The sequence below is a fragment of the Acidisoma cellulosilyticum genome (genome assembly GCF_020621385.1).
Taxonomy (GTDB): Bacteria; Pseudomonadota; Alphaproteobacteria; order Acetobacterales; family Acetobacteraceae; genus Acidisoma; species Acidisoma cellulosilyticum.
Window position 1 is genome coordinate 49,242 of sequence record NZ_JAESVA010000018.1, and the last position, 15,276, is coordinate 64,517.

Sequence of the window (15,276 nt, forward strand, 5' to 3'; positions counted from 1 at the left end):
TCTGAAAGGAGGGAAAGACGCAACGCCTGTCCGAAACCCAGGTTATTTTAAGCGTTGGGGATAAGACAGAGCACGGATTTACCGCCCACGACACTGGCGACGGAGAGCTTTCTGTCGAAGGTCGCGAGGAGACCCCCGCGGGATTTGGCGAGCGCCAGAAGATAGGTGTCGGTGACCTGCCCGGCCGTCAAAATCTTCGCCACATCGAGGCCCGGCGTTTCGACAAGGCTGATGTTATCAGGCCAGAACTGGTGTCCGGCCAGCGCTCTCAAGGCCCGCATGATGTCTGCCACGGCCGCGGGCGAACCGGGAGAGTTGGGGTATTTCGAATTTCCCAGAATGCGGATAACGCCATTTTCAGTGATCGGACTGGTGGCCCAAGCTTCATGCCCGACCATCGCGAACCAATGATGCGCATCTTCATGGGCCACATGCGCCGGATCGATCAGGGCAATGAGGACGTTGACGTCAAGCAGATAGGTCACGGCGCCTCATCGCGCAGCCGGTTCACCATATCCAGCGTCACCCGTCGCGTGCCGGGCTTGAGCGCCAATAAGGGTATGCCATTGCGGGACGCTTGAGATACCGGGCGCTGCAGGGACCGGCGCGCGAGGTCCGAAATGATTTCGCCCAGGGGCCGATGCTGCTGCTGGGCAAGCGCCTTGGCCGCCTGCAGTACATCATCATCAATCGCAAGGGTGGTTCTCATGACCGGCCTCAACATCATCGTGCATCAATCATCACACATCACATAGACCGAAAGCCGGGCCGCTTCAAGACAGCGCCTTCCGATCCAGGCTGGGAATTTCCCGTCTGAGAGAGGTTCCTGGTGCCGGGGCACCACATCAATGACCATTAGGTGAGGCACTATGCTCATGTCCCGAAATTCAGGAGAGGCGGCGAGGTGGCTAAAAGTCTGCTCGCGCGTCGACCCGGTGGCAATTGCTGTCTCGTTGAAGACGATGGCCTGCGCGCACGGAGAGAACCCACGCTGCTTCAGTGTCACCGCAGGCAGAAGATCTTCTGGCTGGTTACCGGTGAGATAGAAGATTACGGGAGAAAGACCACCGCGTTCGATCTCCTGGGCAAAGCCCGGAAGCTCCCCCGCTAAAGATCGTAGCACCGTATCTCCGCCGCCAAGATCGACGATCGCTGACTGCTTTGACGCGATGCAATCCTCGATCAAGTCCAAGAGCCAGCGGTGGACACCCGCAGGATCGTCGACCTCTGGCCGCTTGACCCCTTCGAAATAGGAGGCGAACGAGGAATTGGTGGGATCGATAACCGCCAGCAGCACTTCGCGCCGCGTTCGAGCGCAATCTCGGTCATCCAGCGCAGCAGTGTCGTCTTGCATGTCTTGCCGCGGCCGGCCGCGAAGACGATCTTGGGCTTGCCACGGCTTGTGGGGGCCGGCGCCAAGCCGGATGGTGCCTGCCGTTGCAAGGCGGGGGCGGGCAGGGAACGGACCGACCCCTGGCGTTGGAAGCCATCTCCAATCTCTCTAAAGCCGGGGGAAGGGATGACAAACCCATTGCTCTGCTTTCCGGCCTTCGGTTGCGCTGATCTAGGCCGGCCGTCTCGGGCCGCTTACCCCCGCTTTGCCGTCCAGGCGCATGCGCGCCTGTTCTGACGGGCAAAGCGTTTCCGGTTCGAACGGCACCTAGTCGCTGCGCTCCCGCACCACTGCCGTTCTCAGGGGTGCAGCCCTCATCTTTCCCGGCCTGGTCGATCCGCACCGAGGCGGAAGAGCAGGACAACGGGTTCTGGATCCCCCGGCTTTTATAGAGATCGAAAATGGCCCTCAAGAACGCTCAGAAGTCCGCTCCCCAGCTCGCTCGCGCCCCGCAGTGCCGTCAGGCAATCACCCTCGAACTTGTCGCCCGCCTCACCCCCACCGCCACACAGGCCCATAAGCTCAGCACCGCCTTCGGCCTCGATCCCGTCGATTTCGACGGCATCCGCGAAACCACCGAAGCGCATTTCACCCAGCACGCCGACGCCCTCCAGCCCACCGTCAACGAGACGGCGCTCCGCATCCACCTCCAGCGCATCGTCGGGGCCTGTGTCGGGTCCGCCCACGGCGCCGCCACCTTCTACTCCAGCAAGGTCACGGTCGCCTGCGAGATGACCATGAAGCTCGCCAACGAGGACCGCGACGAAGATCGGGACGGGGTTTCCGGCTTCGACGGCAAAGCAGCCCGCGCCCGCGAATTCGCCGCTCAGGCCGGCCTCACCGCCTACGCCCTTCACGCCTCCGCAACCGGCGCCGTTCACGCCTTCCGCGGGCTGACCGGTGAAGAATGGAAGCCCTACGAGGCCCCAATCGCCCCGTCCCGCAGCGTCAGCGCACAGGCCGCAGCCGCCCAGATCGACGCCCTCGGCTGAGACAGAGAGGCGGGGACCGCAAGGTCCTCGCCTCTTCTCATGTTCTCGATGCCCGGCCTTGGGAAGGAGAGGGAAGGGGCACGCTCGAGTGCGCAGCCCAGGCCCGCTCGCCTGCAGGGCTTCGCCCCACAGCCTCCGCAGCCCTGCGCCGCTACCTTGCATACCAGCGCTACGCGCTTGATTTCCAACACTCATCTCGAAAAGGAAGCCAAACATGCCAGCTCATGCTGAGACTGAGGCCATGAACGCGCCCCTTCGCAAACCCTGGACACAGGAAGAGTTCTTCTCCTGGGCAGAACGCCAGGAAGGCCACTTCGAATTCGATGGTCTCCGACCCGTGGCTATGACTGGCGGCACAGGCGGCCACAGCATGATCGGCGGAAATCTGTTCTTCGCTCTACGGTCACGTCTCAATGGCAGTTCATGCCTGCATCTCGGCTCTGATGCCGGCGTCGAGACCATCAATAACGCCGTTCGCTATCCGGATGCCGTCGTCACCTGCACGAAGTTTGATCCCAACGTGCGCAAAATCCCCGGCATCGTCGTTGTCTTCGAAGTTCTCAGCCCATCTTCCGGCGCCACCGATCGTGTCGTCAAAGTGCGTGAATACGCGGCAGTTTCTTCCATCCGGCGCTACGTGATCCTGGAAGCCACCGCTGTCGGGCTCCTGGTGCTCGAACGCAGCTCGCTCGAACAAGCCTGGCAAACTACAGCGCTCAGCAACGGCGATATCCTCCGGATGCCCGAAATCGGCATCGAAATCCCGGTCGCTGAAATCTACGAGGGCATCGAATTCGCCGACCAGGATAACCAGGACAGCTAAGCTTAGTTTTAACTCTCGAACGGAGCGTCGTTGAGGCGATCTACAGACGAAACCGCCTGATACCCAGAAACGAACCGCTCTCCGAAATCATGCATGAAGTTATCGAACGTTGTGGTCGGCTTCCGGCGAACGATTCCGCAAAGGCAGTTGGTGAGGTTTTCCTTGAACGACAGACGGGGATAGGCCTGCAAGATTTGCTCCATCAGGGACGGCTCGATTGCATCATAACGGTTGCCTGAGACGTCGACCTGCACCCCTGAGTGGCAGAATGACACTACCGGACCTTTGTGAAGCGCTATGGAACGTGTCGAATGGAGAGAGATAGCGTCCCACACAAGTTGCACATCGATAGGCGACAAACCGTAGGTTTGAAGAAAAGACCTCGCCGCATTTGCGCCGTCGACTTCAAACCGATTGTCATTTGTCATGTATGTATCGGTCAAACCAAGGTCATGGAGTAAGGCCGAAACAGCAAGAAGCTCTGGATCTGGCTTTGATCCGTCTTTTTCGGCCAATAACGCACCGAATATCCATGACCTCATGACGTGGTTAAACAGATAGAGCTCAGACGAATTTTGTGCTAGGTCTCGTGCTTCGCTTACCATCTGTGAATCTGGCAAAGATATCACTGCCCTGATTTTCATAACCGCATCCCTTTTTGTACACTGACTATCGCTCTCGAATGCCGCAGCTTGCGCCTTTGCGATGGTGACTCCGGCTATGACGGCTGCGGCGTCCAGGAACAACTCTGCGATCTAAATTGGCTTCACCCATTGCCGCCGGGCCCTGCTAGCTCGCCGCTATGGGGTCCGCTGATCGACGTCAGCAGCATGGGCGACCGCCAAAAGGATCCAGTTCGCGGTTCGACTGAATTTTCCGGGTACGCGGCCGGTCATTACGTCAGATAGGGGTAGTCTGTGTATCCATGAGGACCTGGCGTATAAAACGTATCCATATCCAGTTCATTGAGGCCTGCCCCGCCTTGCCAGCGTGTTACCAGATCCGGATTTGATAGGATCGGTCGTCCAACGGCTATCAAATCAGCCGCGCCGGAGGCGACATCTTTCTCCGCGTGCGCCGCGTCGTAGCCCCCTGACAAAATCAGTGACCCTTTGAACAATTTCCGAATCGTCTGCTTGATTTTCACTGGCACGGTCGGCGCGCCCATCGACGAGTGATCGACCAGGTGCAGGTACAAAGGTTGCAATTGGGTCAAATGTTGAGCGAGGTACTCGTAGTCGGCCTCCTGCTCTGGGTAATCAGTCATATCGTTCAACACGCCGAAAGGCGAAAGCCGAACGCCGACCTTGTCCTTGCCGATTGCGCGAATGACGGCTTCCGCGGTTTCCAGCACCATGCGAGCGCGGTTCTCGATGGGGCCGCCGTACTTGTCGCCGCGCTGGTTGCTCGTCGGCCGAATGAATTGCTCCAGCAGGTAGCCGTTCGCAGCGTGCAATTCCACGCCGTCGAACCCTGCCTCGATAGCATTCGTCGCACTAAGCACGAACTCCTCTATCGCGGTCTTGATATCGGCTTCCGACATCGCTTGCGGGGTTGCAAACGGCTGCATGCCCTCCGCGTCGGTATACATCTCGCCCGCCGCCGCGATCGCTGAGGGTGCAATTACGCGGGCGCCCTTGGGTAAGTTGAGTTGATGCACGATGCGGCCGCAATGCATGAGCTGGAGAAAGATCTTCGCGCCCTTGTCGTGGACGCCGTCGACCACACGCTTCCACCCCTGAACCTGTTCTTGTGAAAAAATCCCCGGAATGCGCGGATAACCCAAACCATTTGGCGAGGGGGAAGTGCCTTCGGTAATGATCAGGCCCACCGTGGCTCGCTGCGCATAGTATTCAGCCATGAGATCATTGGGTACATTGTTGATCGCACGGTTACGTGTCAAAGGACTCATCACCAATCGGTTTTGTAACAATAGTGGACCGAGCGACGCTTTAGAAAATAGAGCGGACATAGCTTGCCTCAGTATCTAAAATGGGGTCACATATTTCGGTGCTTTGCGCGGAAAATAACAACGCCTTAGTTGGTAGATGCCTTGATATTTTCTCCTAGAGGAGCGGCCCCCACCCTGTGACTGATGTGGGGGACCCGTCCTCTGGCTTGATGGATTAACGCAGCCATTCTTCCTGAAGACGATCACCCGGCCCAGGCATGGGCCTGAAAGGCCGCTTCGAGCGGGGGCCTCGTGATGCTGGCGGTGTAGTTGGTGATTGTGGACGCGGCCACGATGGCGATGACCTCGAGCGCATGGTCCTTGCCGAAGCCCGCCGCGATAAATTGATCGACATCCTGATCGTCGAGACGCCCCCGCTTTTCAATCATTGTCCTTGCCAAAGCCGATAGCGCGGAGAGCTTGCCGTCCTTCGGCAGGCGGCCGTTGCGGATGGCCTGCACGTCCGCGGGATCGATCCCTGCCTCAAGGGCCAAAGCCGTATGGAATGCGACAGCCCAAGTGCTCGCGTTGGTCACCGCATCAGTGAGGAGCACGATCTGGATCTGCGGCTCCGTAAAGCTGCCGCCATGAACATTGCCGAACAAACCAACGAGGCTGTTGATCAGTAAAGGAGACGTGGCGATCGCGCCGGCGATGTTCGGCAACATTCCGAATGCCGATTGCAAAGTTTGCAACCCCGGCTTCGAGCCCTCAGGCGCAGATTTGATCGTATGGATGGGAAAGAGTGTCATATTGGTTCCTTCACTAAGGTTAGGTTGAGCCATCGCAGCCGGTGCCTTGACTTGGCTGATACAAACTTATCTAAACGCTCGGTCGGTGGCGGATGTGCCAATAGACCCTCGGTTCTCGCCAAATCATCCGCGCGCAGGTTCATTCCGCACTCAGGGCTGGGACGGCAATGCCCAGCTTGGCCGCGATACGCCGCGCTGTTTGCTCGCGCTGCGCAGTGACACCTCGCACGGACCGCCGCGCTGCTTCCAAGATCGCGGCTGGGGCTGTCTCCGGCGTGCCGCTGTTGAAGGGCGGCTCCGGCGCGTAGACCATGTGAAGCTGAATAGCCTGGGCAGCCTCGTCTCCACGCAATTCGGCCGCAAGGCGCAAAGCACCGTCGATACCGGCGGTAACACCGGCGGCGGAGATCCAGGCTCCGTCAACCACTACACGTTCGTTGACAGGAATCGCTCCGAAGAACGGCAAAAGGTGGAACGCCGACCAGTGTGTCGTAGCGCGGCGCTCTTTAAGCAACCCAGCCGCGCCGCACAACAAAGCGCCTGTGCACACCGAGAAAATGCTGCAAGCGCCCCCCGCTTGCCGTCTGATCCAGCCGAGCACTTCGCTGTCTTCCATCAACGCTTCTTGGCCGAACCCGCCCGGCACGTGCAGGACATCCAACGGCGGCGCTTCGGCCAGGGTCGCGTTAGGCGTAAGCCACAGTCCCTTCACGTCGCGGACGGGCGCCATGGTCTTGGCGTAAATGCGATAGGTCGAGTTCGGGATACGCGACAGCACCTCGAACGGCCCTGTCAGATCGATCTGATCGATGCCCTCGAATAGGAGGGAGCCAATGTTCAGATGAGTGTCATGGGGAATCATAGTCGTCTCCGGTTCCGAGTTCAGCAGTAGACAAGACGACACTACGCGGGCATCGTTTGGCGGAAATGCCAAAGAGCCCACGATCCCAGCCAAACACGGTCCGCAACATCGACATGCTCACGTTTCCGGGCGTGCAACTGCTCGACGTCACAGGGCCTTTTCAGGTGTTCGCCTCCGCCAACGACGCCGTCGAAGCCGCGGGCGGCGCGAGGCCTTACCGGATCAGGTTGATGGCGCAGGATGGCGGTGGCGTTACCTCTACGGCTGGCGTGGGGCTTGCGACGGTGCCGTTGAGCCGGCGCGAGGAGGTGGTCGATACCTTGATCGTCCCCGGAGGTTCAGGGGTTGAGGCTGTAGCCGCGAACCCGGCGATGATCGATTGGTTGCAGCAGCGGGCGAGCGTTGCGCGCCGCGTCGCCTCTGTGTGCACAGGGGCGTTCGTGCTTGCCACGGCGGGTATACTCGACGGACGTCGAGCGACGACCCACTGGAGGTTTGCCGCAAGGCTTGCCCAACGCTTTCCCGCGATCCGGGTCGAGCCCGATCCGATTTTCCTATGCGACGGTTCAGTCTGGACCTCGGCCGGGGTGACCGCCGGAATCGATCTGGCGTTGGCGCTCGTGGAGGCGGATCTTGGCCGTTCCGTAGCGCTCGCTGTGGCCCGCTATCTGGTCGTTTTCCTCAAGCGTCCCGGCGGGCAGGCGCAATTCAGCGCCGCGCTGGCCTTGCAAGCGGCGGAGGACAAATTCGGCGCGCTCCATGACTGGATCAACGATCACCTCGCCGTCGAGCTCTCGCTCACCGTCCTGGCCGAACAGGCCGGTATGAGCGAGCGCAGTTTCAGTCGCCACTACGCGGAGGCGACGGGGCAAACACCGGCCCGCGCTGTTGAGCGCCTGAGAGTGGAAGCAGCTCGCCAGATGCTCTGCGAGTCACGTGTGCCATTCAAGCGGGTCGCGCAGCGGTGCGGATTTGGCTCGGAGGAAACGATGCGGCGCAGCTTCCTGCGTCTGCTCGCCGTCACGCCGCAAGATTACCGCTCTCGCTTCACGATTTGACGCTCGCCCGCGTTTTGCACCGATGAGACAGCGGGCTACCGGCTGCTTCGAACCAGGCTCAACAACAACGGCGATTAAAACCACATATCCCCGACACATCGCTCGTCGCGCGGAAAACCGCTCATGGTGACCGGGTCGTGGTGGACAATCGGAACGGCGGCAACGGCCGCGGCATCCTCCGCGAGGCGCAGATTGACCGCACCGTAAAGCGCTCATCCTGGCCGCGACTTGTGGCCAACCAGGCCACCACGCACGCACACCGGGCGCAGAAGTGAAACGCAAGCAACTTGCGATTCCAGACATAGGTCTCTGTCTCACGCGACACCGTGAAGGCCTCGCCCTCAAAGCCATAGGCCCAGAGCGCGCCGTAGCGTCGGCAAAGGCTGCAATTGCAGCCCGTCGCCGATGTCGGCACACCCTCGAAACGCCAATGCACCGCGCCGCAATGGCAAGACCCGTCCATCGGTTCTCCTTCTCACCGGCCAGCCGTGCGAATATCCGTCTTGCCGAAATCATCACCCTTGAACAGCAGCGTCGCTCGGTTCGCCTTGGCACATGCGTATGCGCGTCCCTTTCCTACGAGCTCGCTTGTGGTTCCAATGGTGGGTCAAGCCATACGGGCATCTGACAGTAGCGGCGCCCATGCTCGTCGTTCATGATCGACCTCCTGCAACTTGTCAGCGCTTTGCGTGGATCATTAGCGGCCATGAGTTCGGCCCAATCGGCCACCGCTTCCGGGCCGGCGGCCATCGCAGACGCGATGGTATGTCCGACCAATTCGCCGTTAGTCCGCCCGGCGGTGTAGCCGATCGCATAAACATAGCCACCTGATACGGTGAGGGTTAGCAGCGCTGCTGTGGCTAGGCCGAGGATCGAACGCGTGCGCCATACGGCCAAGCGTTGCCGAGAGGAGCGTTCGACCAAAGCCACCAGGCATGGCGTCAACTGGTCGAGGATGCCCATGCCGGCGGTTTGAACACGCGCGATCGCTTCCTCGGCCACTGCCTGTGCCTTGCGATCCAGCGACACGGCAATGTCCGTCTGTATCCGTGCGCCGAGTTGGCTGACGTCCATAAGCGCGGTCATGGTCAGCGCCATGGCCTGCAACTGTTCCTTGAGGGGATCATCGTTCAGATGGGCGGCGAGGGCGGCCTGCTGTAATGCGCCGGACGCTTTTTCGACCTTGATGCGAAGTGCCTCGAGGCTTGGGATCACGGTATCCATGAGGAGACGCCGGCGAAACGTGCATTCATAGCGTCAAGCCAAGCGCGCACGCCCGCACTCTCGAAGAGGCCAAGCTGCGGCGTGACAGTGCGATCGCGCGCATCGAGGAAATGGCAATGCCGCGCTTCGAGCGCCTCCATCGGAAACAACCGCGGCATCCAGAGGCTAATCGCGCGTTTGGTCAGCATTCGGTAATCAGGTGACGCTGCCACACGCGCGAAGGTCTGCTCCCGGGTCAGCCCCGTGGCGATCGCGGTCTCATTGAAAACGATGGCCTGAGCCTGCGGGGAGAAACCGCGATCTATCAGAGTGCGGGCAGGCAGAAGATCCTCAGGCTGATTGCCGGCCAGGTAGAATATGACAGGCGACAATCCACCTTTCTCAATCTCGCCCGCGAAGTTCGGCAGATCGCCCGCTAAAGATCGCAGGGTCGTATCGCCACCGCCAAGATCAATGATGGCCGATTGCTTGGATGCGATACAATCTTCGATGAGATCCAGTAACCACCGTCTAACCCCGGCGGGATCATCGATCTCCGGCTGCTCGACCCCTTCGAAATAAGAGGCGAAGGAGGAATTGGTGGGGTCAATATCGGCGAGAACGACCGAACTGCCTTGGTCCAGGGCTGTCTCCGTCATCCAGCGCAGCAGCGTGGTCTTGCCTGTTTTGCCGCGGCCGGCGGCAAAGACGATCTTGGGCTTTCCGGCAAGGTCGATACCTGTTTCGATCTTTGGCGCGACACGCTGGATGGCCGCTGGCACGGGCACACGGCTTTGTTCCTCGACTGATGTCACTACCTGCCGACGAATGCGCGGCTGCGGTTTTGTGGCCTGGACGATCTTCTGCTCGTGCATCATCACCCTCTCAAAATTAATCAGTCTTCGCTGCGCATGGCTTCGCGAGCGTTGTGCGCGCGCTCGTCCTGCGGCGTTTGATCCTCGGCACCGAGCGGCGCAGCTGGCGCAAGAACTCTTTTTACGACCGGCACGCGAACACGACGCGGTACAGCCTTCGCGTCAGGCGCGTTCGCCTTGTTCGCAGAGACGTCCGCCAATGACAGCGGGATTGGCGTCGTAGCGATCGCCGCGGCGAGAGACCGCTTCAACGGTCGTGCAGCCCTGCGGATCTGCAACCGCAGTGTTTGGCCGGACCAGGGATTGCCGGTCCTGTACGTTATGCCGGCTTCCGTCATCGCTGCAGCAACAGCGGTCCACGACCAATGGTGATTTCTCACGAGCCCAATCAGCATTTCGGCATTCTCTCGCAGCCACGGATCGATCAGCGCGCCTGGTCGCCATCGGTCTTTCAGTGATTGCGCCAATGCGGAAATCTCCTCAGCAGTGAAACTTGGACTGAACCTCATGGACTGGAGGCTATTGCGGCTTTGTCGCTTTTTGAAATGTCGAGAGATCACGATCCATTCAAGAGAGGGGGATGGCGAGGGTTATACAGAGGGACATAGAGTGGTGAATTGAGTGGGCAATAGAGAGGGTGCCCAATGCCGTATTATGATGAGTTTCGGAAGGTGCAGCTGTAACAGACCAAGGCATCCTAGCGGATGCTTGGTTGCGGCCCCTTTGGGGTCAAGCTACGGTCCGGGCAGAGCCGCAGACGATGTCCTGTCATCTCCGGAGATGCCCTTGCCACCCACTGACCCCGCCGACCAAATTGCCGCCCGTCTCAAGGCGCTCGAGAGCGGGCAGTCGCTCATGAACCAAGCCCTCGGGCTGTTGGTGGACACCCTCCAGCAACAGACGGATCTCCTGGCGGAAATCGCCGCTGCCGTGCGGGAAGAGCCCGGTCAATCGCCCATTGTCGCAGCCATTAATGACCTGACGGCCGCCGTTGAGACGATGGGCGCCGGGGTCGACGTGCTGCATGAGAAGTTGGACGCCTTGCCCGCGGCGTTGAGCGCTGCGCTCGATGACAACCCATTGCCGGAAGGCGCAGCAGAGCCCGCGGGGCTGTGACGTGCTGACCTACCGCACCGGCAGCGCGGGTGCGCCGACGGCGGCCCGCAATATGGCCGAGCATCTGTTGCAGCAGACTTTGTCGCCTGAGATGGCCGTGATGGCCGACTATTACGAGCAAGGCGTCACACCGCCGACCACGGCTGAGGCGGCCTATAGCCGCTACAGCCGCCTGGCGGTGAATGGTTTACTCCCCGGCGGCGGGGCCCTTGACGCTCTGGTAAAAGCCGAAGCCATCCGCATTGGCGAAAGTGCGCTTGCGCCGGATGGCGCCGCGCCCGATCCGGTCGAACTGCATATGCGGGCCGTGGCGGCCCTCGTCGGCGCCGGGCTCGTGACGCGGGAGGTGGGGATGGCCACGCTCGCCCGGCTTGCCGGATCGCCCAACTTTTTCAGGGGGGAGGGGTTCGAGCAGCGTTTTGATGATGTGATCACGGCCACGACGACCGAGCGGGATGACACCAGCGCGGCGGCGATCCCGCGCCGGGATATGAACCCGGCTCTGGCACACCGCCTTGCGATAAACACCAACCGAGGTCTGAGGGCAGGCGAAGTCGCTTTCTTGCTCAATGGGCAAAGAGCGGATGGCGGCGAGATTGACGGCAGGCAGCAGCGCTCCGCGACGCTTTCCCTCACCAAGATTTTTGCCATCCCTGACGACGAGAAGCCGACGCGTGCCCAGCTTGAGCACATGCTGGAGGGCAAGACCGCGGCGGGTAAAGCGCTGTCGGAGAAGGAGGCGGTTCATGCCGTGAGCCGTCTTCATTCGGCGCTTGGTGTGAAGGGCAGGGGCCTCTCGGCCGAGGCGCGCGGTCATATTCTGTCCGGGCGGATGGCCGACGGCCGGACGGTGTCCGACCGCGCCTATAGGGAGGCGCTGGAAACCTCCGCATCCCGCATCGGCTATATCGATTTTACCTTTTCCGCGCCGAAGTCATTGTCCATCGCCTGGGCGTTTGCGCCGACGAGTGCCGAGCGCGCCATGCTGCATCAGGCCCACACCGACGCCATCGAGAGCGTCATGCAGACCATCGAGAAGGAGATTGGCCGCGCGCGGAAGGGCGATGGTGGCAAGGATGGCTATGAACCGGGCGCCATCGGCTGGGTGTCCTTCCAGCACTATGCCGCTCGGCCGACGGTCTCGGTTGTCACCCAGGACGAGACGGGCCAGGCAGCCACCGAGCTGCACAGCCTCACCGGGACCGCCGGCCGCGTACCGGGCGATATGCAGATTCACACCCATGTTGCGGTATTCAATGCAGTTGAAACCCCGAGCGGCCGCGTGGGCGGTCTGGATTTGGCCCAGCTCGAAGGGCGCATCCATGAGTTTGGCGCGGTCTATCAGGCCTTCCTGGCCGAGAATCTGCGCCGCCACGGGGTCGAGATCGCGCTCGACCAGAGTGACATGGCGCGGCTTGTCTCCGTGCCGGAGAGTGTCATCGCGCATTTTAGCAAGCGCACCACCGGCGGCACGGATGCCGCGCGCCAGTACGCACAGAGCGTCGGCCTTGATTGGGACGCCATGGATGCCGAGCACAAAATCAGCCTGCTCAAATCCGGCGTGCAAGATCCGCGCGGTGCCAAGACGGATGACGTCAGCGACCTTGCAACCTGGCGCCGCTCGGCTGCCGAGATCAGCTACCAGCACCGCAGCGTGTTGCGACCTGACGCGTCCAAACGGGAGCAAAGCCGCGAGGAACGCCTCGAAGCCGCCTATCAGGCCGCCATGCCCATCCTCGAAAAGCAATTTGACCGACGGGCCGTCATCGACGGTTCAGACGCCCGCACGGTGGCCGCGAAAGCACTGATTGTCGCCGGCATTGAGGCGGCCGAGGAGGTCAGCGCCGTGACCCGAGCTTTCCGGGAGCGCGGCGTGAGGCGCCGGGGCGAGGAGGCGGCCCTAGTCTGGGGCACCGTCAAAGGCAAGCAGGGCCGCGAACGGGTGGCGGTCACCACCACACTGGAAGAGCGCGAGGAGAAGGCGCTGATCGCCACGGCGCGCGCCGGGGCACGGGACAAGAGCGCTGCCCTGACCAAAGCCCAGATCGACGCGGCTATGCGCGCCTTCCCCGAGCTGAATTTCAATACCGAGCATGGCCGCGCACAGCGCGCCGTGATGGACAGTCTGGGCACGGGCGGTCGGGTCGGTCTCGCTATCGGCGTTGCGGGGTCCGGCAAGAGCACCCTGCTAAAGCCTCTTGTTGAAGCCTGGAAGCAGGAAGGTCGCACGGTTCACGGTATCGCCCTGGCGTGGCGCCAGGCTGATGACCTGGCTGAGGCGGGCATCGAACATCGGACCCGCGCGATCGCGTCATTTTTGAATGCGGCCCAACGCCAGAAGCTCGACCTCAACCAGAACACCGTTGTCGTGGTCGATGAGGTCGGCCTTTTGGGCACACGCCAGCTCAATGACATTCTCGCCCTGCAGAAGACGGCTGGATTTCAGCTCGTGCTGATTGGCGACCCCAAGCAGATGCAGGCCGTTGAGGCCGGGCCCGTCATCGACCTGTTACGCCGTGGGCTCGGCAAAGATGCCGTGCCGGAGCTGTCGAGCTCGGTGCGGCAAAAAGACGCGGAAGAACGCGAGACGGTGCTGATGTTCCGCAATGGCCAGACCGCAGAGGCCATGCAGCGGAAAGCAGAGAACGGCACCTTCCGGGTGATACCCGGCGGCTACCGGGAGGCGATCGAGGGGATCGCCGATCTCTGGCAGCAGCGTCGCGAGGCTAATAAGGACCGGGAAACATTCACCGTCACGGTCAGCGCGCCGACCAATGCGGAAGCGCATGACATTTCCATGGCCATTCGCGAACGGCGACGAGCCGCGGGCAACCTAAGGCCTGATCGTAAAATTCTGACAGCAACCGATGGCACGGGGCAGCGCCAGTATAGTCTGCCGCTGACCGAGGGTGACCGCGTGCGGCTGTTTGACCGCCTGACCGCCACTTTCATCGAGACCGGCACACACGGAAATATCGGCCGGAATGGTTCGGTGCTGGAGGTGGCGGCCATCCGTGACGATGGCCTCGTGCTGCGGACTAATGCAGGTCGGGCCGGGTTCGTGCCCTGGGAGACCCTTCAGGATCGAAACGGGCTTGTGAAGCTCGCCTACGGCGAAGCGCTGACCACCCACACATCCCAAGGATCCACGGTCAGTGAGCATATCCATGCCATGCCGAGTGGCAGCCGTATGGTGACCGCCTTCGGGGCCTATACGTCAGGGAGCCGTCACAAGGAGCAGAGCTTCCTGGTGACGTCGGACGGGGCCGAGCGAGCTGAGATAGCCGGCCGCCGCCCCCTTGGCGATCGCCGTGCGATTGGTGCCAGCGATGTGCTCACAAACGTGACGCGCAACCTCTCCCGCCAGGATGAAAAGGAGACCGCCCATTCGCTGATCGACCGGGCCGCCAATTTGCGCCGCGGCACGATCAAGGCATTCCAGCCAACCATGGAACGGATGGAGAGCCGCAAAGCGGCCGGTGAACCGGCGAGCCCGCTGACGGGGGAGATCCGCGAGCGCCGTTTCGCGAAAGCCCTTGTCGAGCGGCTGCCCAGTCTTGCGGAGCGATTTCGCCGACATTGCGAGAGCATCGCGCGTGCAGCGTGGCAGACCGCGGCCTTGGCCGAACGTTTGGCGGACGTCGCCCGGCGGAAACGCAGCGTCAGCCGCGAGCAAGAGGGGTATTGGCACAATGTCGCCACGGGGACACGCATGACTCAAGACAGGACAGAAACGCGAGATCAGATACGCAAGCCCCGCCAGCGGCGGTAAGGGCCGGCGGTCGCTCTGCCGCTTACGAGCAATCTGGGGGAAGAACGAACCCGCATCGCGGGAAGGTGCAGGCTTTGACGGCTAGGGCAAGACCCGAGTGTATCGTTTGGATTGAGCATTGCTCCTCCGAAGGCAAAGGTCACGCGTTCGAATCGCGTCGGGTCCGCAAATCAAATCAGATGTTTAGATAGGTTCCGCCTTCACGCAGAAATTGTGCCGGAAGCACCACGAAAGCAGGCGGTTAGGCCTGCCAGCGATCGAGGCGACGCGCAAGGCGGTCAATGCCGAACTCGCGCATCGCAGCCTTGATGCTTTTTCTCTTGAGGCTGATGATCGCCAGGGGGCGCAATTTGCGCCCCCTTTTTCCCTCGGTCAGCCTAGACCAGATGTTCGCCTGAGAAGGGGTGACCCGTCTCACAATATGCAGGTTTTCGAGGGTTGCGCTGGATAGGCTGGCGCAGAGCCTTAATGCATAGGGA

At 61.4% G+C, this 15,276-nt stretch carries 17 protein-coding genes; 5 read left to right on the forward strand and 12 right to left on the reverse strand.

Translation table 11 applies throughout. The features are described 5' to 3' along the window. Nucleotides 1–47 precede the first annotated feature (47 nt). The 3 genes from ACELLULO517_RS27100 to ACELLULO517_RS27110 are packed head-to-tail and all read right to left on the reverse strand — an operon-like array spanning nt 48 to nt 1,354. Nucleotides 48–485, reverse strand: a complete 438-nt coding sequence (locus ACELLULO517_RS27100) for a TA system VapC family ribonuclease toxin (RefSeq protein ID WP_227310667.1) — start codon at nt 483–485, stop codon at nt 48–50. Continuing rightward, nucleotides 482–709, reverse strand: coding sequence for a hypothetical protein (locus ACELLULO517_RS27105; RefSeq protein WP_227310668.1), 228 nt, complete (start codon nt 707–709; stop codon nt 482–484). Before ACELLULO517_RS27105 ends, ACELLULO517_RS27100 begins: the two co-directional genes overlap by 4 nt. Before the next feature lie 24 nt (nt 710–733). Then, nucleotides 734–1,354: a hypothetical protein gene (locus ACELLULO517_RS27110; RefSeq protein ID WP_227310669.1), complete on the reverse strand. Its 621-nt coding sequence runs from the start codon at nt 1,352–1,354 to the stop codon at nt 734–736. Between the two features lie 440 nt (nt 1,355–1,794). On the opposite strand from ACELLULO517_RS27110, the gene ACELLULO517_RS27115 reads away from it, so the two are divergent. Both ACELLULO517_RS27115 and ACELLULO517_RS27120 read left to right on the forward strand, forming a co-directional pair. Beyond that, entirely contained in the window at nt 1,795–2,385 is a 591-nt protein-coding gene (locus tag ACELLULO517_RS27115; protein ID WP_227310670.1) for a hypothetical protein, read from the forward strand. Nucleotides 2,386–2,626: 241 nt separating this feature from the next. After that, nucleotides 2,627–3,208 (forward strand): Uma2 family endonuclease, encoded by a 582-nt coding sequence (locus ACELLULO517_RS27120; RefSeq protein WP_227310671.1) that lies wholly within the window; start codon nt 2,627–2,629, stop codon nt 3,206–3,208. An 8-nt stretch (nt 3,209–3,216) separates the two neighbouring features. Here the strand turns inward: ACELLULO517_RS27120 and ACELLULO517_RS27125 are convergent, their stop codons facing one another. From ACELLULO517_RS27125 to ACELLULO517_RS27140, 4 genes are all read right to left on the reverse strand, one after another. Further along, the gene (locus ACELLULO517_RS27125) at nt 3,217–3,954 is read right to left on the reverse strand and encodes an HD domain-containing protein (RefSeq protein WP_227310672.1); all 738 of its coding nucleotides are present in this window, start codon (nt 3,952–3,954) and stop codon (nt 3,217–3,219) included. 149 nt (nt 3,955–4,103) lie between these two features. After that, nucleotides 4,104–5,180, reverse strand: a complete 1,077-nt coding sequence (locus ACELLULO517_RS27130) for an alkene reductase (protein WP_227310673.1) — start codon at nt 5,178–5,180, stop codon at nt 4,104–4,106. Between the two features lie 182 nt (nt 5,181–5,362). After that, nucleotides 5,363–5,911, reverse strand: coding sequence for a carboxymuconolactone decarboxylase family protein (locus tag ACELLULO517_RS27135; RefSeq protein ID WP_227310674.1), 549 nt, complete (start codon nt 5,909–5,911; stop codon nt 5,363–5,365). Nucleotides 5,912–6,050: 139 nt separating this feature from the next. After that, a complete protein-coding gene (locus tag ACELLULO517_RS27140; protein ID WP_227310675.1) occupies nt 6,051–6,773 on the reverse strand; it encodes a DJ-1/PfpI family protein in 723 nt (240 codons plus the stop codon). A gap of 113 nt (nt 6,774–6,886) precedes the next feature. On the opposite strand from ACELLULO517_RS27140, the gene ACELLULO517_RS27145 reads away from it, so the two are divergent. Next, on the forward strand, nt 6,887–7,831 hold the full coding sequence (locus ACELLULO517_RS27145) for a GlxA family transcriptional regulator (RefSeq protein WP_227310676.1): 945 nt from the start codon (nt 6,887–6,889) through the stop codon (nt 7,829–7,831). Nucleotides 7,832–7,952: 121 nt separating this feature from the next. Here the strand turns inward: ACELLULO517_RS27145 and ACELLULO517_RS29215 are convergent, their stop codons facing one another. From ACELLULO517_RS29215 to ACELLULO517_RS27160, 4 genes are all read right to left on the reverse strand, one after another. Then, nucleotides 7,953–8,294, reverse strand: coding sequence for a GFA family protein (locus ACELLULO517_RS29215; protein WP_456304409.1), 342 nt, complete (start codon nt 8,292–8,294; stop codon nt 7,953–7,955). A gap of 113 nt (nt 8,295–8,407) precedes the next feature. Further along, nucleotides 8,408–9,055, reverse strand: a complete 648-nt coding sequence (locus tag ACELLULO517_RS27150; RefSeq protein WP_227310677.1) for a hypothetical protein — start codon at nt 9,053–9,055, stop codon at nt 8,408–8,410. After that, the gene (locus ACELLULO517_RS27155; RefSeq protein ID WP_227310678.1) at nt 9,043–9,912 is read right to left on the reverse strand and encodes a P-loop NTPase family protein; all 870 of its coding nucleotides are present in this window, start codon (nt 9,910–9,912) and stop codon (nt 9,043–9,045) included. The genes ACELLULO517_RS27150 and ACELLULO517_RS27155 overlap by 13 nt, the downstream gene beginning before the upstream one ends. A gap of 17 nt (nt 9,913–9,929) precedes the next feature. Further along, nucleotides 9,930–10,376 carry a hypothetical protein gene (locus ACELLULO517_RS27160; protein ID WP_227310679.1) on the reverse strand — a complete coding sequence of 149 codons (447 nt, stop codon included), beginning with the start codon at nt 10,374–10,376 and terminating at the stop codon, nt 9,930–9,932. A 319-nt stretch (nt 10,377–10,695) separates the two neighbouring features. On the opposite strand from ACELLULO517_RS27160, the gene ACELLULO517_RS27165 reads away from it, so the two are divergent. Beyond that, nucleotides 10,696–11,025 (forward strand): hypothetical protein, encoded by a 330-nt coding sequence (locus ACELLULO517_RS27165; protein WP_227310680.1) that lies wholly within the window; start codon nt 10,696–10,698, stop codon nt 11,023–11,025. A gap of 1 nt (nt 11,026) precedes the next feature. Next, entirely contained in the window at nt 11,027–14,797 is a 3,771-nt protein-coding gene (gene mobF, locus ACELLULO517_RS27170) for a MobF family relaxase (protein ID WP_227310681.1), read from the forward strand. 241 nt (nt 14,798–15,038) lie between these two features. Here mobF and ACELLULO517_RS27175 read toward each other — a convergent pair. Further along, the coding region (locus ACELLULO517_RS27175) for a hypothetical protein (protein ID WP_227310682.1) at nt 15,039–15,276 on the reverse strand (238 nt) is incomplete at its 5' end.

Excerpts from the sequence above, each read along its gene's own strand:
- ACELLULO517_RS27150 (WP_227310677.1), bottom strand. The coding sequence starts at position 9,055 with ATGGATACCGTGATCCCAAGCCTCGAGGCACTTCGCATCAAGGTCGAA.
- ACELLULO517_RS27135 (WP_227310674.1), bottom strand. The coding sequence starts at position 5,911 with ATGACACTCTTTCCCATCCATACGATCAAATCTGCGCCTGAGGGCTCG.
- ACELLULO517_RS27105 (WP_227310668.1), bottom strand. The coding sequence starts at position 709 with ATGAGAACCACCCTTGCGATTGATGATGATGTACTGCAGGCGGCCAAG.
- ACELLULO517_RS29215 (WP_456304409.1), bottom strand. The coding sequence starts at position 8,294 with ATGGACGGGTCTTGCCATTGCGGCGCGGTGCATTGGCGTTTCGAGGGT.
- ACELLULO517_RS27110 (WP_227310669.1), bottom strand. The coding sequence starts at position 1,354 with ATGCAAGACGACACTGCTGCGCTGGATGACCGAGATTGCGCTCGAACG.
- ACELLULO517_RS27130 (WP_227310673.1), bottom strand. The coding sequence starts at position 5,180 with ATGTCCGCTCTATTTTCTAAAGCGTCGCTCGGTCCACTATTGTTACAA.
- ACELLULO517_RS27155 (WP_227310678.1), bottom strand. The coding sequence starts at position 9,912 with ATGATGCACGAGCAGAAGATCGTCCAGGCCACAAAACCGCAGCCGCGC.
- ACELLULO517_RS27145 (WP_227310676.1), top strand. The coding sequence starts at position 6,887 with ATGCTCACGTTTCCGGGCGTGCAACTGCTCGACGTCACAGGGCCTTTT.
- ACELLULO517_RS27115 (WP_227310670.1), top strand. The coding sequence starts at position 1,795 with ATGGCCCTCAAGAACGCTCAGAAGTCCGCTCCCCAGCTCGCTCGCGCC.
- ACELLULO517_RS27140 (WP_227310675.1), bottom strand. The coding sequence starts at position 6,773 with ATGATTCCCCATGACACTCATCTGAACATTGGCTCCCTCCTATTCGAG.
- ACELLULO517_RS27120 (WP_227310671.1), top strand. The coding sequence starts at position 2,627 with ATGAACGCGCCCCTTCGCAAACCCTGGACACAGGAAGAGTTCTTCTCC.